This window comes from Kitasatospora sp. NPDC015120, assembly GCF_043080305.1.
In the GTDB taxonomy this organism is placed as follows: domain Bacteria; phylum Actinomycetota; class Actinomycetes; order Streptomycetales; family Streptomycetaceae; genus Kitasatospora.
The window spans coordinates 58,766-78,528 of record NZ_JBIBVJ010000023.1; the positions used below are offsets into that span (position 1 = coordinate 58,766).

19 protein-coding genes and 1 pseudogene are annotated in these 19,763 nt (G+C 73.6%); 19 read left to right on the forward strand and 1 reads right to left on the reverse strand.

The features are described from left to right. The first annotated feature begins 79 nt into the window (after positions 1 to 79). From trmD to ACF1AK_RS31730, 13 genes are all read left to right on the forward strand, one after another. Positions 80 to 898, forward strand: a complete 819-nt coding sequence (gene trmD / locus ACF1AK_RS31670) for a tRNA (guanosine(37)-N1)-methyltransferase TrmD (RefSeq protein WP_391502307.1) — start codon at positions 80 to 82, stop codon at positions 896 to 898. A gap of 153 nt (positions 899 to 1,051) precedes the next feature. Next, on the forward strand, positions 1,052 to 1,402 hold the full coding sequence (gene rplS, locus ACF1AK_RS31675) for a 50S ribosomal protein L19 (RefSeq protein ID WP_063347674.1): 351 nt from the start codon (positions 1,052 to 1,054) through the stop codon (positions 1,400 to 1,402). Between the two features lie 77 nt (positions 1,403 to 1,479). After that, the gene (gene lepB / locus ACF1AK_RS31680) at positions 1,480 to 2,355 is read left to right on the forward strand and encodes a signal peptidase I (RefSeq protein WP_391502279.1); all 876 of its coding nucleotides are present in this window, start codon (positions 1,480 to 1,482) and stop codon (positions 2,353 to 2,355) included. Between the two features lie 301 nt (positions 2,356 to 2,656). Continuing rightward, positions 2,657 to 3,412, forward strand: coding sequence for a signal peptidase I (gene lepB / locus ACF1AK_RS31685; RefSeq protein WP_391502280.1), 756 nt, complete (start codon positions 2,657 to 2,659; stop codon positions 3,410 to 3,412). 247 nt (positions 3,413 to 3,659) lie between these two features. Next, on the forward strand, positions 3,660 to 4,664 hold the full coding sequence (gene lepB, locus ACF1AK_RS31690; protein WP_391502281.1) for a signal peptidase I: 1,005 nt from the start codon (positions 3,660 to 3,662) through the stop codon (positions 4,662 to 4,664). A gap of 148 nt (positions 4,665 to 4,812) precedes the next feature. Beyond that, positions 4,813 to 5,562 (forward strand): signal peptidase I, encoded by a 750-nt coding sequence (gene lepB / locus ACF1AK_RS31695; RefSeq protein WP_391502282.1) that lies wholly within the window; start codon positions 4,813 to 4,815, stop codon positions 5,560 to 5,562. Positions 5,563 to 5,680: 118 nt separating this feature from the next. Then, positions 5,681 to 6,154, forward strand: a complete 474-nt coding sequence (locus tag ACF1AK_RS31700) for an NUDIX hydrolase (RefSeq protein ID WP_391502283.1) — start codon at positions 5,681 to 5,683, stop codon at positions 6,152 to 6,154. 55 nt (positions 6,155 to 6,209) lie between these two features. Next, positions 6,210 to 6,536 carry a DUF2469 domain-containing protein gene (locus ACF1AK_RS31705; RefSeq protein WP_030056781.1) on the forward strand — a complete coding sequence of 109 codons (327 nt, stop codon included), beginning with the start codon at positions 6,210 to 6,212 and terminating at the stop codon, positions 6,534 to 6,536. Positions 6,537 to 6,704: 168 nt separating this feature from the next. Next, positions 6,705 to 7,256, forward strand: a complete 552-nt coding sequence (locus ACF1AK_RS31710) for a YraN family protein (RefSeq protein ID WP_391502284.1) — start codon at positions 6,705 to 6,707, stop codon at positions 7,254 to 7,256. Between the two features lies 1 nt (position 7,257). Further along, positions 7,258 to 9,057 (forward strand): YifB family Mg chelatase-like AAA ATPase, encoded by a 1,800-nt coding sequence (locus ACF1AK_RS31715; protein ID WP_391502285.1) that lies wholly within the window; start codon positions 7,258 to 7,260, stop codon positions 9,055 to 9,057. Then, the gene (gene dprA, locus ACF1AK_RS31720) at positions 9,054 to 10,244 is read left to right on the forward strand and encodes a DNA-processing protein DprA (protein ID WP_391502286.1); all 1,191 of its coding nucleotides are present in this window, start codon (positions 9,054 to 9,056) and stop codon (positions 10,242 to 10,244) included. The genes ACF1AK_RS31715 and dprA overlap by 4 nt, the downstream gene beginning before the upstream one ends. A 394-nt stretch (positions 10,245 to 10,638) precedes the next feature. Next, complete coding sequence (gene whiG, locus ACF1AK_RS31725) at positions 10,639 to 11,544, forward strand: RNA polymerase sigma factor WhiG (protein WP_391502308.1); 906 nt, start codon at positions 10,639 to 10,641, stop codon at positions 11,542 to 11,544. Between the two features lie 161 nt (positions 11,545 to 11,705). Next, the gene (locus ACF1AK_RS31730) at positions 11,706 to 12,278 is read left to right on the forward strand and encodes a TetR/AcrR family transcriptional regulator (protein ID WP_391502309.1); all 573 of its coding nucleotides are present in this window, start codon (positions 11,706 to 11,708) and stop codon (positions 12,276 to 12,278) included. Between the two features lie 136 nt (positions 12,279 to 12,414). Here the strand turns inward: ACF1AK_RS31730 and ACF1AK_RS31735 are convergent. Continuing rightward, positions 12,415 to 13,116: pseudogene (locus ACF1AK_RS31735) on the reverse strand (hypothetical protein); the annotation flags it as partial. 513 nt (positions 13,117 to 13,629) lie between these two features. Here ACF1AK_RS31735 and rpsB point away from each other — a divergent pair. The 6 genes from rpsB (at position 13,630) to rlmN (ending at position 19,700) form a co-directional block, all read left to right on the forward strand. Next, entirely contained in the window at positions 13,630 to 14,478 is an 849-nt protein-coding gene (rpsB, locus tag ACF1AK_RS31740; RefSeq protein ID WP_391502287.1) for a 30S ribosomal protein S2, read from the forward strand. A 129-nt stretch (positions 14,479 to 14,607) separates the two neighbouring features. Then, positions 14,608 to 15,447, forward strand: a complete 840-nt coding sequence (tsf, locus tag ACF1AK_RS31745) for a translation elongation factor Ts (RefSeq protein ID WP_391502288.1) — start codon at positions 14,608 to 14,610, stop codon at positions 15,445 to 15,447. Positions 15,448 to 15,708: 261 nt separating this feature from the next. Then, positions 15,709 to 16,473: a UMP kinase gene (pyrH, locus tag ACF1AK_RS31750; protein ID WP_380289900.1), complete on the forward strand. Its 765-nt coding sequence runs from the start codon at positions 15,709 to 15,711 to the stop codon at positions 16,471 to 16,473. Between the two features lie 96 nt (positions 16,474 to 16,569). After that, positions 16,570 to 17,127 (forward strand): ribosome recycling factor, encoded by a 558-nt coding sequence (frr, locus tag ACF1AK_RS31755; protein WP_350568693.1) that lies wholly within the window; start codon positions 16,570 to 16,572, stop codon positions 17,125 to 17,127. Positions 17,128 to 17,378: 251 nt separating this feature from the next. Beyond that, a complete protein-coding gene (locus ACF1AK_RS31760; protein ID WP_391502289.1) occupies positions 17,379 to 18,521 on the forward strand; it encodes a phosphatidate cytidylyltransferase in 1,143 nt (380 codons plus the stop codon). A gap of 78 nt (positions 18,522 to 18,599) precedes the next feature. Beyond that, the gene (gene rlmN, locus ACF1AK_RS31765; protein ID WP_391502290.1) at positions 18,600 to 19,700 is read left to right on the forward strand and encodes a 23S rRNA (adenine(2503)-C(2))-methyltransferase RlmN; all 1,101 of its coding nucleotides are present in this window, start codon (positions 18,600 to 18,602) and stop codon (positions 19,698 to 19,700) included. The last annotated feature ends 63 nt before the right edge of the window (positions 19,701 to 19,763 follow it).

A 19,763-nucleotide genomic window follows, 5' to 3' on the forward strand; every position in this document is an offset into this window, starting at 1 on the left:
AGCGCCGGAAGCCCCGGAAGCGCCGGAGACGCCCGCTGTGCCGGACGTTCCGGAGGCCCCGGAGGCCGAGCGGCACGGGATGCGGATCGACGTCGTGTCGATCTTCCCCGAGTACCTGGAGCCGCTGAACATCTCGCTGGTCGGCAAGGCCCGTGCCCGCGGCCAGCTCGACGTGCACGTCCACGACCTGCGCGACTGGACGTACGACGTGCACCGGACCGTCGACGACAGCCCGTACGGCGGCGGCCCGGGCATGGTGATGAAGCCCGAGCCCTGGGGCGAGGCGCTCGACGCGGTGCTCGCCCGCGGTCCGCAGGGGGAGCTGCCGACCCTGGTGGTGCCCACCCCCAGCGGCCGGCCGTTCACCCAGGAACTCGCGCAGGAGCTGGCCGGCCGGTCGTGGCTGGCGTTCACCCCGGCCCGGTACGAGGGCATCGACCGGCGGGTGATCGAGGAGGCGGCCACCCGGATGCCGGTGGTCGAGGTGTCGATCGGTGACTACGTGCTGGCCGGCGGCGAGGTCGCGGTCCTGGTCATGGTCGAGGCGATCGCCCGGCTGCTGCCCGGGGTGCTCGGCAACGCCGAGTCCCACCGGGACGACTCCTTCGCGCCCGGTGCGATGGCCGACCTGCTGGAGGGCCCGGTCTACACCAAGCCCGCCGAGTGGCGCGGCCGTGCGGTGCCGGACGTCCTGCTGAGCGGGAACCACGGCAGGATCGCCCGCTGGCGCCGAGAGCAGGCCTTCGCCCGCACCCTGGCCAACCGGCCGGACCTGGTGGCCCGCTGGCGGCACGCGGACTTCGACAAGAAGGACCGCGCGGCGCTCGGTGTGCTCGGCCTCGCCTGGGACGAGGAGCTCGGCCGATTTCGGTCCGCGGCCGGTGATGTGGAAGAATAGGCGGCTGCTGTCTGTCGCTGGGCTCCTCCCGTAGGAGTCACGTGGTTCGGCGCCCCCGCCACGGGGGGATCGCCGGTAGCCGGTGCGGCCCGCAGCGGACCCATTTCTGACGACTTCCGTGGGCGGCCCGTGGCGCCTGCGATGGAGAGCAACATGAGCAACAAGCTCGCTGCTGTCGACGCGGCCTCGCTGCGTAGCGACATCCCGGCGTTCCGCGCCGGTGACACCCTGAAGGTGCACGTCCGGGTCATCGAGGGCAACCGCTCCCGTGTCCAGGTCTTCCAGGGCGTCGTCATCCGCCGCCACGGCGCCGGCGTCGGTGAGACCTTCACCGTTCGCAAGGTCAGCTTCAACGTCGGTGTCGAGCGCACCTTCCCGGTGCACACCCCGGTCGTCGAGAAGATCGAGGTCGTGACCCGCGGTGCGGTCCGCCGCGCCAAGCTGTACTACCTGCGTGACCTCCGCGGCAAGGCCGCGAAGATCAAGGAGAAGCGCGACCGCTGATCCACCGGCCCCCGGCGATGCCGGGGGATCGGATCGCTCTGGGGGGCCGGGCTGCCGCACGGTAAGCTCAGCCTCCGATGAGCACGCACGAACCACCCGCGGACCGCGACGGCCGTCCCGCACCCACCGGTGCGGACTCGCCGACGCGGTCCGCGGTCGTTTCCGCGGAGGATTCCGCGTGCCCGCCCCCGGAAGGCGTCGACGAGGCCGCCGGCGATGGCGCCGAGGACTCCGCGGGTGATCCCGGGGACGATCCTGCGGAGGACCTCGCGGGCGGGCGCTCGCGCTCGCGGGACCTGCTGCTGCTCGCCGGGATCTGCCTGCTCGCGCTGCTGCTGGTGAACGCCTTCGTGGCACGCCCGTTCTCGGTGCCCTCGGGGTCGATGGAGAACACCCTGCGCCCGGGCGACCGCCTGGTCGTCAACCAGCTGTCCTACGCCTTCGGCGGTCACCCGCAACGCGGTGACGTGGTGGTGTTCGACGGTACGGGCTCCTTCCTGCGCAAGCCGCTGGAACGCGACGGCCTGGGGACCTCGCTGCGCTCCTTCGGCCGTGACATCGGGCTGGTCCCGGCCGGTGACTCGGTCTATGTGAAGCGGGTGATCGGCGTCGGCGGCGACCGGGTCACCAGCGCCGGGCCGGGCCACCCGCTCACCGTCAACGGCGTGCCGGTCGACGAGTCCGGCTACCTCTTCCCCGGCGACGAGCCCTCCGCCGTGGCCTTCGACGTGGTGGTGCCGCCCGGCAAGCTCTTCGTGATGGGCGACCACCGCAGTGCCTCCCGCGACTCCCGCGACCACCTCGGCGACCCCGGTGGCGGCTTCGTCCCCGAGTCCAAGGTGATCGGCCGGGCCGCCTGGGTGGTCTACCCGGTCGGGCACTGGGCCACCGTGGAGCGGCCGGCGGCCTTCGCCGGGACAGGGGGGACCGGTGGCCATGGGGACCAGAGGTAGGGGACGGCTCGCCGACGGGCCGCTCGCGGACGGCCCGGCGTCCGGCCCGGCACCCGGCTCCCCGCACGGTGCGGTCACTGGCCCCGGTGCGGGCCCTGGTCCCGGTGCCGACCCCGTTCCCGGCCCCCCGGCCGGGGCGGAGGGGGAGCCGGATCCCGCCTCCGGCCCCGCAGACACCGGCCCGGCCTCTCCGCCCGCCCCCGTGGTGCGCGGGCGCGGGCGTGCCGAGCGTCGGCGCAGCGCCCGTCGGGCCGCCCGCCGCCGCAGGCGCTCCCGGCTGCGCGAGATACCGCTGGTCGTCGTGGTGGCGCTGGTCGTGGCGCTGGTGATGAAGACCTTCCTGGTGCAGGTCTTCGTGATCCCCTCCGGTTCGATGGAGCAGACGATCCAGGTCGGCGACCGGGTGCTGGTGGACAAGCTCACCCCCTGGTTCGGTGCCGAGCCGGAGCGCGGCGAGGTGGTGGTGTTCAAGGATCCGGGCGGCTGGCTGGAGAGCACGCACGGGCCCTCGACGGACGGGCCGGTCCTGCGCGCGGCCAAGCAGGTGCTGACCTTCGTCGGGCTGCTGCCCTCCGACAGCGAGCAGGACCTCATCAAGCGGGTGATCGGGGTCGGCGGCGACACCGTCGAGTGCTGCGACGAGCAGGGCAGGGTCAGTCTCAACGGCACGCCCTTGGACGAGCCCTACCTGGCGTCGGGCAATCCGCCGTCCCGGCAGCCGTTCAAGGTGAAGGTGCCGCAGGGACGGCTCTGGGTGATGGGCGACCACCGGGACGTGTCCGCAGACTCCCGTTTCCACATGGGAAATCCGGGGCAGGGCACCATCCCGGTGAGCGGTGTGCTCGGGCGGGCGTTCATGATCGCCTGGCCGCCGGGGCGGGTTCATCAACTTGAGGTGCCGGTTTCACTCTCCTCGGTGGCGCGCGCCCCGGTGGGTGAGGGAGCCGCGCCGGATTCGGCGGGCAGGGGGCCGGTTCCTGCGGAACCTCCGCTCGTTATGGGTGTGTTGGGCATCCTTCCGCTCATCGGGCGCAGGGCGGGGCAGGTCCGGTCGTAGGCCCGGGCGGCCCGGTCGCCGGGCGGACCGCGCGTGTGGGACCGGAAGCCGGATGCCCGGGAGTGATAGAGAAGTGCTGGGTGCGGCCGGCTCGTGTCGAGAGGTCGCGTCCGAAGGCTGTGCCGGTGTCAGGCGGACCCGTCCGGGGCCGGACCTGGGAGGCCCGGCCGGTGGTGGAACGTGGTGCCCGCTGTGCGGCACTGTGAGCGCGGACGCACGGGCGTCCGCACAGCAGGGAGGAGACGTTGTGGGGGATTTGGTGATCGGCGCCCGCTCAGGCGCCGGCGAGCCCGAGGGCTCCGGCGGCCGGGCGGCCCGGTCCACGGAGGCGGCGGCGTCCTCGGCCCCGGCCGAGGAGGCGGCTGCCCAGTCCGCGGACGGGCACGGCGACGGCACGGGTGACACCCCGCAGCCCCTCCCGGGAGACTCCGGGCCGACGGACCGTACCGAGGAGCAGCCGCCGCGCAACGAGCGCAAGCCGCGTTCGTTCTGGAAGGAGCTGCCGATCCTCATCGGCATCGCCCTCGTCCTGGCGTTGGTGATCAAGACGTTCTTCGTCCAGGCGTTCTCCATTCCGTCGGAATCGATGCAGAACACGCTGCAGGTCGGTGACCGGGTCCTGGTGGACAAGCTCACCCCGTGGTTCGGCTCCGAGCCCGAGCGCGGCGAGGTCGTGGTGTTCCACGATCCGGGCGGCTGGCTGGCCGACGAGCCGACCAAGCAGAGCAGCAACTCCTTCGTCCGGGGCGTCCAGGAGGTGCTGAGCTTCGTCGGCCTGATGCCCTCCGACAACGAGAAGGACCTCATCAAGCGGGTCATCGCGGTCGGCGGGGACACCGTCGAGTGCGAGGGCGAGGGCCCGGTGAAGGTCAACGGGATCGCGCTCGACGAGCCGTACGTCTACGCGGGCAACACCCCGTGCGGGACGAAGCCGTTCGGCCCGGTGAAGGTCCCCGACGGCCGGATCTGGGTGATGGGCGACCACCGCGCCGACTCGCTCGACTCGCGCTTCCACATGGACCAGCCGGGCGGCGGCACCGTTCCGGTGGACGACGTGATCGGGCGTGCCTTCGTGGTGGCCTGGCCGGTCAACCACTGGTCGACGCTGCCGGTGCCGGACACCTTCGACCAGAAGGGCCTGGCGGCGACCGTGCCGGCGGTGCCGGCCGCGGCCGGTGCCGTGGGCGCCGTCGCCCTGCTCCCGCTGGTCCGCCGACTGCGGAACCGGCCGGACCGCGACCGGCGGTCCTGACACCGGCCGGGGGCTCCCGGGTCTTGCGCGGGCCGTGGTACCGGCGAGTAATCTGCTCGGACGTGCCACGGCCCGCCGGGTTCTCCGCCCGTGGCGCCGGTGCGCCGCCGTGCGCGTTTCCGGGTCGGTCAGGGGTTGGACGGTGTCGATGAGCAGTGTCGTGGAACGACCGGCCGGCGGTCCTGCGGCCGTCGCCCGCCGCCGGCGCGGCCCCGGGGCCGTGGCCCAGGGGGTGCTGCTCGGTCTCGGGCTGGTCCTGCTGATCGGCGGCTTTGCGGTGATCGCCGCGATGTACCGGCCGTACAGCATCCCGACCGCCTCGATGGCGCCCACCCTCATGGCCGGTGACACCGTCCTGGCCCGGAAGACCGACGGGGCGGACGTCCGGCGGGGCGATGTGGTGGTCTTCCGCGACCAGGTCTGGGGCGGCCGGCTCATGGTCAAGCGCGTGGTCGCGATCGGCGGCGACACCGTCGCGGTCGGCCCCGGTGACGCGCGGCTGACCGTCAACGGCAAGCCGGTGGACGAGCCCTACCTCGCGGATCAGGGCGCGCAGGGCGCCGCCTTCAGCGTCGAGGTGCCGCGGGGCCGGCTGTTCCTGCTCGGCGACAACCGGCTCGGCTCGCTCGACTCCCGGGTCCACCTGGAGGCCGACGGCGGGACCGTCCCGGCCACCGAGGTGGAGGCCCGGGTCGAGGCCACCGTGGTCCCGCCCGGCCGGACGGGCCTGCTGGCCGGCACCTCGGCGTTCGAGGCGGTCGACGGACAGCGGCCGGCGGGCCCGGGACCGCTGGAGCCCGCGTTCTGGGCGAGCGTTGTAGGCGCGGCGACGATCCTCGTGACCTCGGCGGTGGGCGCGGTGGCGGGCCTGGTACGCCGTCGCCGCCGCGCGGCCTGATCCCGCCCGGCGCTGCCCGCCCCGGGACCGCTCTGCCGAACCTCGCCCCGGACGACCGCGCCGGGTGGCAGGATCGGGGGAACGACCGGGGCGGACGAAGGGAGCGTGGAGTCTCGTCATGGCGGCACAGCGACGCAGGGCCTCACGGATCCTGCTGCTCGACGGCCAGGACCGGCTGCTGCTCTTCCACGGCTCGGACCCGGCGGTTCCCGGCGTGACCTGGTGGTTCACCCCCGGCGGGGGCTTGGAGGCGGGCGAGGACACCCGGGACGCCGCCGAGCGCGAGCTGCGGGAGGAGACCGGGTTGCGCGGCGTGGAGCTGGGACCGGTGGTGGCGTACGGCACGGCTTCGTTCTCCTATCGGGGGCGGCGCTACCAGCAGGAACAGTGGTTCCACCTGGCCCGCACGGCCGAGACCGTGCTGGACCACTCGGGCATGGGCGAGGACGAACACGCCCAGCTGCTCGCGGCGCGCTGGTGGACGGTCGGGGAATTGCGGGCCACCGCCGAGACGGTCTATCCGGCCGGGCTGGTGGACTTTCTGGAGCGGCTGTTGGCCGAGGGGCCGCCGGCCGCTCCGGTGAGGCTCTGAGGGTGAGTGCGGTGGTCCACAATGGGTGGACGTGACAAGTTGAGGGGACGCCTGGATGAGTGCCGAAGATCTCGAAAAGTACGAGACCGAGATGGAGCTCAAGCTCTACCGGGAGTACCGGGACGTCGTCGGCCTGTTCAAGTACGTGATCGAGACCGAGCGACGGTTCTACCTCACCAATGACTACGAGCTGCAGGTGCACTCGGTGCAGGGCGAGGTGTTCTTCGAGGTGTCGATGGCGGATGCGTGGGTCTGGGACATGTACCGGCCGGCCCGGTTCGTCCGCAAGGTCCGGGTGCTGACCTTCAAGGACGTGAACATCGAGGAACTCGCGAAGAGCGACCTGGAGCTGCCCTCGGACGAGTCCGGCTTCGGGAACTGACGGTGGACCGCCCGGTCCCCGGATGTCCAGGGGAATTCCGGGTATTCCGGGATAATCACTCCCGAGGGTGACAGGAGTTATCCACAGGCCCCAGTTGTCCACAGGTAAAAAGAACTCTCTGGTCCGTACCCGGACCGCACGGCAACCTCCCCGGCGGAGGTGGTCACCGTGCAGGAGATCGAGCGCGCCACGCGCAAGCAGACCGCGAAGGCCCGGCAGGACGGGCAGCCGCGCCGGAGGACGACGCGGGCCCCGGAGGGCGGCCCGCCCCCGCCGTCCGCGGCGGGAACGGAGCGGGCGACCAACACCGGCCTCGGCCGCTACGGCGAGCAGGTCGCGGCCCGCCGCCTCGCCGAGGACGGGCTGCGCATCCTCGACCGCAACTGGCGCTGCGTCGAGGGCGAGCTGGACATCGTCGCGCTCGACGGCGACACGCTCGCGGTCTGCGAGGTCAAGACCCGCTCCGAGCGGAGCTTCCAGCAGCCCAGCGAGGCCATCGGCCCGACCAAGGCGGACCGGCTGCGCCGACTGGCCGAACGCTGGATGGCCGAGCGCTGGCCCGGCCACTTCGCCCGGTTGGCCGGTCCCGAGTACCGGCCCGCCGGCACCGACCCGCCGTGGGCCCCGGTACCGCCCGGCGGCGTCCGGATCGACCTGGTCGCCGTCATCAACCGGACCCGCGGCGCCGCCTCGGTCGACCACCTGCGGGGGGTGGTCTGAGATGGCCTTCGCCCGGACGTGCTCCGTGGCCCTGGTCGGCGTGGACGGAGTGATCGTCGAGGTCCAGGCCGACCTGGAGCCCGGGGTGGCGGCGTTCACCCTGGTCGGCCTGCCCGACAAGGCGCTCTCCGAGGCCCGCGACCGGGTGCGCGCGGCGGTCGTCAACAGCGGCGAGGCCTGGCCGCAGCGGAAGCTGACCGTCGGGCTGAGCCCGGCCTCGGTGCCCAAGAGCGGCAGCGGCTTCGACCTCGCGGTGGCCTGCGCCGTGCTGGCCGCCGCCGAACGGCTCGACCCCTGCTCGATCGCCGACCTGCTGCTCATCGGCGAGCTCGGGCTGGACGGGCGGGTGCGCCCGGTGCGCGGGGTGCTGCCGTCGGTGCTGGCTGCCGCCGACGCCGGCTACCGGCGCGTCGTGGTCGCCGACCAGACCGCCGCCGAGGCCGAGCTGGTCCCCGGGGTGAGCGTGGTCGGGGTGCGCAGCCTGCGCCAACTGGTGGCCGTCCTGACCGGCGCCCCCGAACCGGAGGAGCCCGCCGACCGCGCCGGCGGGCACCCCGACCCGCTGATGGCGGGCCTGATGCTCCCCAGCGCGGGGGTGCGAGGCCTGCCCGACGAGGCGGCCGCCCGGATGGACCTCGCCGACGTGGCCGGTCAGTACGAGGCCCGCCGGGCGCTGGAGATCGCCGCCGCCGGCGGTCACCACCTCTACCTCAAGGGGCCGCCCGGCGCGGGCAAGACCATGCTGGCGGAGCGGCTGCCGGCGCTGCTCCCGCCGCTCACCCAGAAGGAGGCCCTGGAGGTCACCGCGGTCCACTCGGTGGCGGGGCTGCTCCCGGCCGGGCGGCCGCTGGTCGACCGTGCGCCCTACTGCGCCCCGCACCACTCGACCACCATGCCGGCGATCGTCGGCGGCGGCAGCGGGCTGCCGAGACCGGGTGCGGTCTCGCTGGCCCACCGGGGCGTCCTGTTCCTCGACGAGGCGCCGGAGTTCCCCGTCCGGGTGCTGGACGCGCTGCGCCAACCGCTCGAATCGGGCGAGGTGGTGATCGCCCGGTCGGCCGGATCGATGCGGCTGCCGGCCAGGTTCCTGCTCTGCCTGGCCGCCAACCCCTGCCCGTGCGGGCGCCACTCACGGCGGGGGGAGGGCTGCGAGTGCACGCCCGCGATGGTCAGCCGCTACCAGGGGCGGCTGTCCGGGCCGCTGCTCGACCGGGTCGACCTCCAGGTCCAGGTGGCCGCGGTGACCAGGGCCGAGCTGATGCACCGCGACACCTCGGCGGAGACCACCGCGGTCGTCGCGGCCCGGGTCCTGGAGGCCCGCGAGCGCGCGGCGGCCCGGCTGGCCGGCACGCCGTGGCGGACCAATGCCGAGGTCCCCGGCCACGAGCTGCGCACCCGCTGGCAGCTGGCCCCGGGAGCGCTGAACGACGCCGCGCGCCAGCTGGAGCGGGGCCTGCTGACCGCCCGCGGCCTGGACCGGGTGCTGCGGGTCGCGTGGACGGTCGCCGACCTGGCCGGCCGGGACCGCCCCGAGCAGCGCGACCTCCGGACCGCCCTGGTCCTGCGCACCGGCGTCGAGCAGGGGCTCCCGCTGACCGAGCGCATCCTCGGCCGGCCGGATCCGTTCCCGAACCGGACGGGCGGCCGGGCCGGAGACGGTCCCGGTGGGGACACCCGCGACGGCACCGGGGACGGCACCCGCGACGGCACCGGCGACAAGGCCGAGCGCCGCCCGCCCCGCCCCCGCTCCGCCCGCCGCACCGCCGATCCGCGACCCGAGCCCGAGGAGGCCGGCCCGTGAACCCCACCACGAACGACCCCGGCCGCGGCCCGTCCGCCGAACCGGCGCCCCGGCCGCAGCCCGAAGCCGAGCCCGAGCGCCTCGCCCGCGCGGCGCTCAGCCGGCTCGGCGAACCCGGGGACGCCGCGCTCGGCCGCTGGCTCGCCCGCACCGACGCCCTCGACGTCGTCCGGGCCATCCGGGACGGCACGGCTCCCGGCCGTCCGGGCCCGGACGGCTCGCGGCTGGCGGCCTACCGGGCCAGGCTGCCCGGCCTCGACCCGGTCGCCGACCTGGAACGGGTGCGGGCGGCCGGCGGACGCTTCATCATTCCGGGCGACAGCGAGTGGCCGAGCCAGCTGGACGACCTCGGCGAGAGCAGACCCACCGGCCTCTGGGTGGTCGGCACCGGCTCGCTCCGCCTGCTCGCGCTGCGGTCGGTGGCGATGGTGGGCGCCCGGGCCTGCACGGCGTACGGCGCGCACGTCGCCGGGGACCTCGCCGCCCAGCTCGCCGAACGCGGCTGGGTGGTCGTCTCCGGCGGGGCCTACGGCATCGACGCGGCTGCCCACCGGGGCGCCCTGGCGGTCGGCGGGCCGACCGTCGGCGTCCTCGCCTGCGGGGTGGACGTGGCCTACCCGAGGGGCAACACCGGACTGATCCGCCGCATGGCCGAACAGGGGCTGCTGCTGAGCGAACTCCCGCCGGGGGAGCACCCGACCAGGTTCCGGTTCGTGCTGCGCAACCGGGTGATCGCGGCGCTGACCCGCGGCACCGTGGTGGTCGAGGCGGCGCTGCGCAGCGGGGCGCTCAGCACCGCCCGGCGCGCCCGCGACCTCAACCGGCACACCATGGGCGTGCCGGGCCCGGTGACCTCGGAGCTGTCCGCCGGGGTGCACGCCCTGATTCGCAGCGGCGCCGCCACCGTGGTCACCGACGCCGCCGAGGTGGTCGAGCTGATCGGTGCGATCGGCGACGACCTCGCGCCGGAGCGCGGCGGACCGGTCCTGCCGAGGGACCTCCTGGAGCCGGCGGCGGCCCGGGTCCTGGAGGCGGTGCCCGCCGACCCTGGCGGCGCACCGGTGGAGCGGCTGGCCCGGCAGTCCGGGCTCCCGCCGGAGGAGGTGCTCCAGCGGCTCTACGAGCTGGGCTCCCTCGGCCACGTCGAGCGGCACGGAGCGCACTGGCGCCTGGTGCGGAGGAGGTGACGGCGGCTCCGGGCGGCCGGCGGCGCGCGCACGGCCGGACGGACCACGGCGGGGGCGACCACACGGACGAGTGGGAGAAGGGAGGGGGATTGACGGACCGGGCGGGCGCGGTGGGGCCCGGCCTCCGGTTCGTCGATCCCCGGTACCCCGGGGCGGTGACACGAACGCCACCGGATCGGGGGACGACCGAGTGGCGGTAGCACTGCGCAGCGAGTCGGTCACGCTACGCTCGCCATGCCTTCCCTATCAGCACATGACTCGGCAGAACGGCGCAGACCAACGTATGCCCACACACATTCCCGGACACCGAGTGACCGGTGGCGCCCGGTCCTCGGGAGGGCCGCGTACCGAGCGGCGCACCGTGACCGAGTTCCCGCCCAAGGCCACGGGCGGGATGGGGGCCCTCGCACGGCAGGGCGGTCGCCCGGCGCACCCCGGGGCGCACGACGACCGTCCGGACGCGCCCGGCGCTTCCGCCGACCCGGGCGCCCCCGCGTCGACCGAGGCGCCGGCGGCCCGCCGGGAGGCGGGCGGGCGCGAGCGCACGGCGCTCGAAGAACTCTGGCGCGCCTACAAGGAGACGGCCGACCAGCGGCTGCGGGAGCAGCTGATCCTGCACTACTCACCGCTCGTCAAGTACGTGGCGGGGCGGGTCGGGGTCGGCCTGCCCTCCAACGTCGAGCAGGCCGACTTCGTCTCCTCGGGCGTCTTCGGGCTGATCGACGCGATCGAGAAGTTCGACATCGAGCGCGCCATCAAGTTCGAGACCTACGCCATCAGCCGGATCCGCGGCGCGATCATCGACGAGCTGCGGGCGCTGGACTGGATCCCGCGCTCGGTGCGGCAGAAGGCGAAGGCGGTCGAGCGGACGTACGCGACGCTGGAGGCCCGGCTGCGGCGGACGCCGAGCGAGCCCGAGGTGGCGGCCGAGATGGGCATCGCCATCGAGGACCTGCACGCCATCTTCAGTCAGCTCTCGCTCGCCAACGTGGTGGCGCTCGACGAACTGCTGCACCCCGTCGGCGAGGGCGGCGACCGGCTCAGTCTGATGGACACCCTGGAGGACCACGGTGCCGACAACCCCGTGGAGGTGGCCGAGGACCGCGAGCTGCGCCGGCTGCTGGCGCAGGCCGTGAACACGCTCCCCGAACGGGAGAAGACCGTGGTGACGCTCTACTACTACGAGGGCCTGACCCTCGCCGAGATCGGCCAGGTGCTCGGGGTGACGGAGAGCCGGGTCAGCCAGATCCACACCAAGTCGGTGCTCCAGCTGCGCGCCAAGCTGTCGGACATCCGCTAGCGGACGGCGCGGTCGCCCTGCGCCGGGTGCGCCGCGCACGCCCGTTCCACGCTCTGCGCCCCGGTACGCATCCCTCCGCATCGCACGGACGCGCGGCACCGTACCGGCGGGATGTAGGGCTCCGTACAGTGGAGTGCGTGCCGAAGATCCGAGCAGCCAGTGTGGCCGAGCACCGTCAGATGCAGCGGGCAGCCCTCCTCGACGCTGCCCGCAGTCTCCTCACCGAGGGAGGCATGGAAGCCCTGACCTTCCCCGCACTCGCGGCGCGCACGGGGCTCGCGCGGTCCTCGGTGTACGAGTACTTCCGTTCGCGGGCGGCCGTGGTCGAGGCGCTCTGCGAGAGCGACTTCCCGCTCTGGGCCGCCGAGATCGAGGCCGGGATGTCGGGCCGGGACACCGCCGCCGAGCGGATCGAGGCCTACGTCCGGGGCCAGCTCGCGCTGGCCGCCGACCCGCGCCACCGGGCGGTCGCCGCGATCTCCGCGCTGGAGCTGGACGACGCGGCCCGTGAGCGCATCCGGGCGGCGCACGGGACGCTGGTGGGGCTGGTGGTCCAGGCCCTGGAGGACCTCGGCCACGAACAGCCCCGGCTGGCCGCCGCGCTGCTGCAGGGCATCGTCGAGGCGGCCGTCCGCCAGTCGGAGCAGCGGGCGGCCGGGGGCCGGGCGGAGAGTCCCGAGGTGATCGCGGACGCCGCGGTCGCCCTCGCCCTGCACGGTCTCGGCCCGAGCTGACCGGCCGCGCGCCGTCCCGGGGGAGCGGGTCCGCGAGCGGCAGCAGCCGGGCCCGGCCGGTGCCGAACAGGGCCAGCGGATCGAGGTAGTGCCCTCCGCGCAGCAGCCCCCAGTGCAGGCAGGCGCCGTCGGAGCAGTGGCCGGCCCCGTCGGCGAGCCGCCCGATCACCTGGCCCGCGGCCACGCCGGTGCCCACCGGGACGCTGCCGGCCACCGGGAGGTAGGTGGTCCGCAGCGGCGGGGCAGCGGAGACCGGAGAAGCAGCGGAAGCCGGGGGAGTCCCCGCCGTCGCATGGGTGACCGTGACCACCGGCCGCCCCGCCACCGGCCCGGCGAACGTCACCACCCCGGCAGCCGCCGCCCGGACCTCCGCGCCGGGAGCTGCGGCCAGGTCGACGCCCCGGTGCCCCGCGCCCCACGGCCGCGCCGGCGCCTCGAAGCGGCGGACCACCGCGCCCGCCCCGCCGCCCGGCCCGTCCACCGGCCACGCCCGCCCGCCGCTGCCACCGCCTCCGCCCCCGCCGCTGCCACCCTCGCCCGCCGCCGCGCGCCCAGCCGCCCGGGCCCACCCCGCGGGCACCGCCACCCCCAGTGCCCCCAGCACCCCCAGAACCACCAGCAGGACCGACAGCACCCGCGCGACCAGCAGCGCCCGCCGACCGGACCACGGCACCCAGGCCACTGCGCCGTCCCGCACCCGGGCCGCTGCGCGGTCCCGCACCCCGACCGCTGCGCCGTCCCGCACCCGGGCCGCCGCGCCGTCCCCCGGCCCGGCCGTCGTACCGTCCGAAGCGCCCGGCCCCGCAGGACCGGCCGGAACCCGAGCAGCAGCAGTCATGCCGCCGAGGTTCCCCGGCCCGCGCGGGCCCTGCCACCCCCGCCCCGGAACCTGTGGACAACCGGCCGCTGTGGATCACGGAGGTCCCTCCAACGGGTGTACTGCGCCGGGTTCACGGGGGCCCGGCAGCGCTGTCCGGGCGCTCCGGACCAGGCGTGTCCCCGGCCGTCCGCCCCGCGCGGAGTCGCCCGGCGCTCGGCGCTTCCCGTACACTTCACACGCGACCCGGTCCGCCGGGTCGACTTCGCACGCCCCGCCACCGGTGGACGCAAGCGGCTCCGCCGCCGCCCCGCCAGGTGCGAGTGCCGCTCGGTCCGCCGAGCCCGGCCGGTCCACGGACCGCCGGGTGGAAGCGGCTCGGCACGTTCGGGGCGTCAGGCGTGGCTGTCACCTGGCCGCCACGGACAAACCGAGCCTGACCCGGCCGTTCGCACGAGCCGAGCGGGAAGCGCCACCGTGCGCCGACCGCGACGCGTGCGCCGGAGCCGGGCGTAACACCTGAGGAGCACGGCCATGGCCGTCGTCACGATGCGGGAGCTGCTGGAGAGCGGCGTCCACTTCGGTCACCAGACCCGCCGCTGGAACCCGAAGATGAAGCGCTTCATCATCACCGAGCGCAACGGCATCTACATCATCGACCTCCTGCAGTCGCTGAACTACATCGACCGCGCCTTCGAGTTCATCAAGGAGACCGTTGCCCACGGCGGCAGCGTCCTCTTCGTCGGCACGAAGAAGCAGGCCCAGGAGGCCATCGCCGAGCAGGCCACCCGCGTGGGCATGCCCTACGTGAACCAGCGCTGGCTCGGCGGCATGCTGACCAACTTCTCGACCGTCTACAAGCGCCTGCAGCGCCTCAAGGAGCTGGGCGAGCTGGACTTCTCGGACGTGGCCGGCTCCGGCCTCACCAAGAAGGAGCTCCTGGTCCTCCAGCGCGAGCACGACAAGCTGGAGAAGACCCTCGGCGGTATCCGCGACATGCAGCGCGTTCCCAGCGCCGTCTGGATCGTGGACACCAAGAAGGAGCACATCGCGGTCGGCGAGGCCCGGAAGCTCAACATCCCGGTCGTCGCCATCCTCGACACCAACTGCGACCCCGACGAGGTCGACTACAAGATCCCGGGCAACGACGACGCGATCCGCTCCGTCACCCTGCTGACCCGTGTGATCGCCGACGCCGTCGCCGAGGGCCTCAAGGCCCGCGCGGGTGTCGCCAAGGGCGACGTCAAGGCCGAGCCGGGCGCCGACCAGCCGCTCGCCGACTGGGAGAAGGACCTCCTGGAGGGCGAGAAGAAGGCCGACGAGGCCCCCGCCGCCGCCGAGGCGCCCGCCGCCGAGGCCGAGGCTCCGGCCGAGCAGGCCTGACGTACCAAGGGTGAGGGGCACCCGCCGGTACGACACCGGTCGGTGCCCCTCTCTCCCGTGCCTGGGCCGAACCACCGGCCCCGGTGCTACCCCACGCAGACACGCGAGACGCGAGAAGAGATTCACACCATGGCGAACTTCACCGCCGCGGACGTCAAGAAGCTCCGTGAGCTCACCGGCGCCGGCATGATGGACTGCAAGAAGGCCCTGGACGAGGCCGAGGGCAACGTCGAGAAGGCCGTCGAGATCCTTCGCATCAAGGGCCAGAAGGGCGTTGCCAAGCGCGAGGGCCGCGACGCCTCCAACGGTGCCGTCGCCGCGCTCATCGCCGAGGACAAGAAGTCCGGCGTCCTGGTCGAGCTGAACTGCGAGACCGACTTCGTCGCCAAGGGTGACAACTTCGTCAAGGTCGCCGACGCGATCGCCGCCCACGTCGCCGCCACCGCCCCGGCCGACCTGGACGCCGCCCTCGCCTCCGAGATCGAGGCCGGCAAGACCGTCCAGCAGTTCGTCGACGAGGCCAACGCGACCCTGGGTGAGAAGATCGTCTTCCGCCGCTTCGCGCAGTTCGCCGGCGACGGCTTCGTCGCGGTCTACCTGCACAAGACCAGCCCCGACCTGCCGCCGGCCGTCGGCGTCCTGGTCGAGCTGGACAAGGAGAACGCCGAGGTCGCCAAGGACGTCGCGCAGCACATCGCCGCCTTCGCGCCGAAGTTCCTGTCCCGCGAGGACATCCCGGCCGAGGACCTTGAGAACGAGCGCCGCGTCGCCGAGGCCACCGCTCGCGAGGAGGGCAAGCCGGAGGCCGCCCTGCCGAAGATCGTCGAGGGCCGCGTCACCGGCTTCGTGAAGGAGAACTCCGTCCTGGAGCAGGCCTTCGCGAAGGACAACAAGAAGACCGTCGCCAAGGTCCTCGAGGAGAACGGCGTCGCCCTCAAGCGCTTCGCCCGCTTCCGCGTCGGCGCCTGAGCCACGTTCCACCCGGGCTTCCGGCCGTAGGCTGGAAACCGCCCCCGCCCGCTGACCAGGGCGGTGGGGAACGCGCCGTACGGGCTCACCCAGCGCCATCCGTCCATGGGCGAGCCGCGTCGGCAGCATGAACGACGAGGAGGCCATTGCCGTGCAGGACACCGAACCGGTTCCCGCGGCAGTGGCCTCCTCGCGTGTACGCGCAGGCCGGTCATCCGCACGTCCGCGCCTGTGAACCAGTAGGTGTAGAAGGAGAAGTCCATGCAGGAGACGCAGGAGACCGCGCAGGACACCCACGGCGGCACGCGTCGCCGGGTTCTGCTGAAGCTGTCCGGTGAGGCCTTCGCCGGCGGCGGCGGGCTCGGCGTCGATCCGGACGTCGTGCACGCGATCGCCCGCGAGATCGCCACGGTCGTCCGCGCGGGCACCGAGGTCGCCGTGGTGATCGGTGGCGGGAACTTCTTCCGGGGCGCCGAGCTCCAGGTCCGCGGCATGGACCGGGCCCGCTCGGACTACATGGGCATGCTCGGCACGGTGATGAACTGCCTCGCGCTCCAGGACTTCCTGGTGAAGGAGGGCATCGAGACCCGGGTCCAGACCGCCATCACGATGGGCCAGGTCGCCGAGCCGTACCTGCCGCTGCGCGCGGTGCGGCACCTGGAGAAGGGCCGTGTGGTGATCTTCGGCGCCGGTATGGGCATGCCGTACTTCTCCACCGACACCACGGCCGTGCAGCGCGCCCTGGAGATCCACGCCGACATCCTGCTGATGGGCAAGAACGGGGTGGACGGCGTCTACGACGCGGACCCCCGGACCAACCCGGACGCCGTCAAGTTCGACGCGCTGGAGTACTCCGAGGTCATCGCACGCGACCTCAAGGTCGCCGACCTCACCGCGATCACGCTCTGCAAGGACAACAACCTGCCGATGCTGGTCTTCGAGCTGCTCGCGGAGGGCAATATCGCGCGGGCGGTGAAGAGTGAGAAGATCGGCACACTCATCAGCCAGGATTCTGTCCGGGCCTGAGCAGCAACCAGCCGCACCGGACGGCGCCGCCACCGCGAGGCCCCGCCGCCGACTCCGGTCGGGACAACAGCAGATGAACCGGACAGGGAGATCACAGTGATCGAAGAGACCCTCCTCGACGCCGAGGAGAAGATGGAGAAGGCCGTCGCCCACGCCAAGGACGACTTCGCCGCCATCCGCACCGGCCGCGCGCACCCGGCGATGTTCGCCAAGATCGTCGCGGAGTACTACGGCGCCGTGACGCCGATCAACCAGCTGGCGTCCTTCTCCGTGCCGGAGCCCCGGATGGCGGTCGTCTCGCCGTTCGACAAGACCGCGCTGAAGGCCATCGAGCAGGCGATCCGTGACTCCGACCTGGGCGTCAACCCGTCGAACGACGGTTCCATCATCCGGGTCGTGCTCCCCGAGCTGACCGAGGAGCGCCGCCGCGAGTTCATCAAGATCGCCCGCGGCAAGGGCGAGGACGCCAAGGTCTCGATCCGCGCCGTGCGCCGCAAGGCCAAGGACGCGATCGACAAGCTGGTGAAGGACGGCGAGGTCGGCGAGGACGACGGCCGCCGCGCCGAGAAGGAGCTCGACGACACCACGGCCAAGTACGTGGCCTCCGTCGACGAGCTGCTGAAGCACAAGGAAGCCGAGCTGCTCGAGGTCTGATGAACGACGCCCCTGACGCCCCTGGCTACTGGGGCCCGTCCGACCAGCAGTACCAGCCGTACCGGCCGCACCGGCCTGCGCAGGCACCAGCCGCACCTGCGCAGGCCCGCGGCATACCCGGGCACCCGGCGCAGCAGGCCGGCCCGCCCGGGCCGTACGGGCCGTACGGCACGAACGACCCCGGCCACCGAACGGGTCACTCCCAGCAGCCTCCGGTGTACTGGGACCCGGACGCGGAGGAGACTCAGGTCATGCCTCCCGTACCGGCCGACCCGGGCCCGCAGCCCGTGCCCCCGCCCGGGGCCGACCCCGCCGAGGGGCCGGCCCGGGAGCCGGGCCGGCTGAGCGGACCGCTGTTCCGCGACGAGCAGCCCGGGACGCCGGAGCCGGGTGCGTCGGAGACGGTCGTGCTGCGCGCGATCACCGACGACACCCCGCCTCCCGCCCCGGCGGGCGGGCCGTACCCCGGCACGCCGGGCGGACCGGCGGCGGGGCAGCCCCTCCTCGTGCCGTCGTCCCACCCAGGGCAGGAGACACCCGTGGCCCAGGCCGATCCGCAGCCTCAGCCGCCGCAGCGCAAACAGCGCGGCGGCCGCAACCTCCAGGCCGCGATAGGCGTGGGCGTCGGCCTCGGCGCGGTGATCGTCGCCTCGCTGTTCGTCGTCAAGGCCCTGTTCCTGGTCGTCGTGATCGCGGCGGTGTCGGTCGGCGTCCGGGAGCTGACCAGCCGGCTGGCCGAGCGCAAGGAGATCAAGGCGCCGCTGGTCCCGCTGGTCGCGGGCGGCATCGCGATGGTCGCCACCGGCTACTGGTCGGGGATCCAGTGGGCGGCGGCCTCGCTCGCGCTCACCGGGCTCGCGGTGATGGTCTGGCGGATGACCGAGCCGCCGGAGAACTACCTGCGGGACATAACGGCGGGCATCTTCACCGCCTTCTACGTCCCGTTCCTCGCCACCTTCGTGGCGATGATGCTGGCGGCCGACGACGGCCCGCAGCGGATCGTGCTCTTCCTCATCGTCACGGTGTGCAGCGACACCGGGGCCTACGCGGTGGGCTACAAGTTCGGCCGCACCAAGCTGGCGCCGACGATCAGCCCGGGCAAGACCCGCGAGGGCCTGGCCGGCGGCATCGGCCTGTCGATGCTGGCGGGCGCGCTGCTGATGGAGCTGATCATCGACGGCGGCAGCTGGTGGCAGGGCCTGATCCTGGGCGGCTGCGCGGCGGTCACCGCGACCCTGGGCGACCTGGGCGAGTCGATGATCAAGCGCGACCTCGGCATCAAGGACATGGGCACGCTGCTGCCCGGCCACGGCGGCATCATGGACCGGCTGGACTCGCTGCTGCCGACCGCCCCGGTGGTCTGGCTGCTGCTGGCGGCCTTCGTCGGCAGCTGACCCGCAGCCCTCGCCCACCCAGGGGCCCCGGACGCACGGCGTCCGGGGCCCCTGCGCGTCTGCGACACTGGACGGACCATGCCTAAGCCCGGAGAACTCACCTTTGTCGCGCCGCGCGGCGCCAAGCCCCCGCGACACCTCGCCGACCTGAGCCCCGCCGAGCGCAAGGAGGCCGTCGCCGAGCTGGGCGAGCAGCCGTTCCGCGCCAAGCAGCTCTCCCACCACTACTTCGGCCGGATGTCGGACGATCCGGCCGGCTGGACGGACATCCCCGCCGCCAGCCGGGAGAAGCTCACCGGTGGTCTGCTGCCCGAGCTGATGTCGGTGGTGCGGCACGTGTCCTGCGACGACGACATCACCCGCAAGACCCTCTGGAAGCTGTTCGACGGCACGCTCGTCGAGTCGGTGCTGATGCGCTACCCGGACCGGGTCACCATGTGCATCAGCTCGCAGGCCGGCTGCGGCATGAACTGCCCGTTCTGCGCCACCGGCCAGGCGGGGCTGACCCGCAACCTCTCCACCGGCGAGATCGTCGAGCAGATCGCCGCCGGGATGCGTGCGCTCAAGGCCGGCGAGATCCCGGGCGGCGAGGCGCGGCTGTCCAACGTGGTCTTCATGGGCATGGGCGAGCCGCTGGCGAACTACAACCGGGTGCTGGCCGCGATCCGCCGGCTGACCGACCCGGCGCCGGACGGCTTCGGCCTCTCCCAGCGCGGCATCACCGTCTCCACCGTCGGCCTGGTCCCGGCGATGAACCGGTTCGCGGACGAGGGCCTCAGCTGCCGGCTGGCGCTGTCGCTGCACGCGCCGGACGACGAGCTGCGCGACGAGCTGGTGCCGGTCAACACCCGCTGGAAGGTCGCCGAGGTGCTGGACGCGGCGTGGAACTACGCCGAGAAGTCCGGCCGCCGGATCTCCATCGAGTACGCGCTGATCAAGGACATCAACGACCAGGCCTGGCGGGCGGACCTGCTCGGCCGGCTGATCAAGAACCACCGGGTGCACGTCAACCTGATCCCGCTGAACCCGACCCCGGGCTCCAAGTGGACGGCCTCCCGCCCCGAGGACGAGCGCGAGTTCGTCCGGCGGCTCCAGTCGCACGGTGTGCCGACCACGGTCCGCGACACCCGCGGCCAGGAGATCGACGGCGCCTGCGGCCAGCTCGCGGCGGCCGGCTGATCAGGCCTGCCCGACGGACGGCCGGACGAACGGCCGTTACCGACCGGCGCGCGGCTCCGGCCG

What these genes read in the sequence shown, in the direction of transcription:
- tsf (WP_391502288.1), top strand. Translation starts at nt 14,608, where the DNA reads ATGGCGAACTTCACCGCCGCGGACGTCAAGAAGCTCCGTGAGCTCACC.
- ACF1AK_RS31715 (WP_391502285.1), top strand. Translation starts at nt 7,258, where the DNA reads ATGGCCTTCGCCCGGACGTGCTCCGTGGCCCTGGTCGGCGTGGACGGA.
- pyrH (WP_380289900.1), top strand. Translation starts at nt 15,709, where the DNA reads ATGCAGGAGACGCAGGAGACCGCGCAGGACACCCACGGCGGCACGCGT.
- rpsB (WP_391502287.1), top strand. Translation starts at nt 13,630, where the DNA reads ATGGCCGTCGTCACGATGCGGGAGCTGCTGGAGAGCGGCGTCCACTTC.
- lepB (WP_391502279.1), top strand. Translation starts at nt 1,480, where the DNA reads ATGAGCACGCACGAACCACCCGCGGACCGCGACGGCCGTCCCGCACCC.
- rlmN (WP_391502290.1), top strand. Translation starts at nt 18,600, where the DNA reads ATGCCTAAGCCCGGAGAACTCACCTTTGTCGCGCCGCGCGGCGCCAAG.
- ACF1AK_RS31700 (WP_391502283.1), top strand. Translation starts at nt 5,681, where the DNA reads ATGGCGGCACAGCGACGCAGGGCCTCACGGATCCTGCTGCTCGACGGC.
- ACF1AK_RS31705 (WP_030056781.1), top strand. Translation starts at nt 6,210, where the DNA reads ATGAGTGCCGAAGATCTCGAAAAGTACGAGACCGAGATGGAGCTCAAG.
- lepB (WP_391502282.1), top strand. Translation starts at nt 4,813, where the DNA reads ATGAGCAGTGTCGTGGAACGACCGGCCGGCGGTCCTGCGGCCGTCGCC.
- ACF1AK_RS31760 (WP_391502289.1), top strand. Translation starts at nt 17,379, where the DNA reads ATGCCTCCCGTACCGGCCGACCCGGGCCCGCAGCCCGTGCCCCCGCCC.
- whiG (WP_391502308.1), top strand. Translation starts at nt 10,639, where the DNA reads ATGGGGGCCCTCGCACGGCAGGGCGGTCGCCCGGCGCACCCCGGGGCG.
- rplS (WP_063347674.1), top strand. Translation starts at nt 1,052, where the DNA reads ATGAGCAACAAGCTCGCTGCTGTCGACGCGGCCTCGCTGCGTAGCGAC.
- trmD (WP_391502307.1), top strand. Translation starts at nt 80, where the DNA reads ATGCGGATCGACGTCGTGTCGATCTTCCCCGAGTACCTGGAGCCGCTG.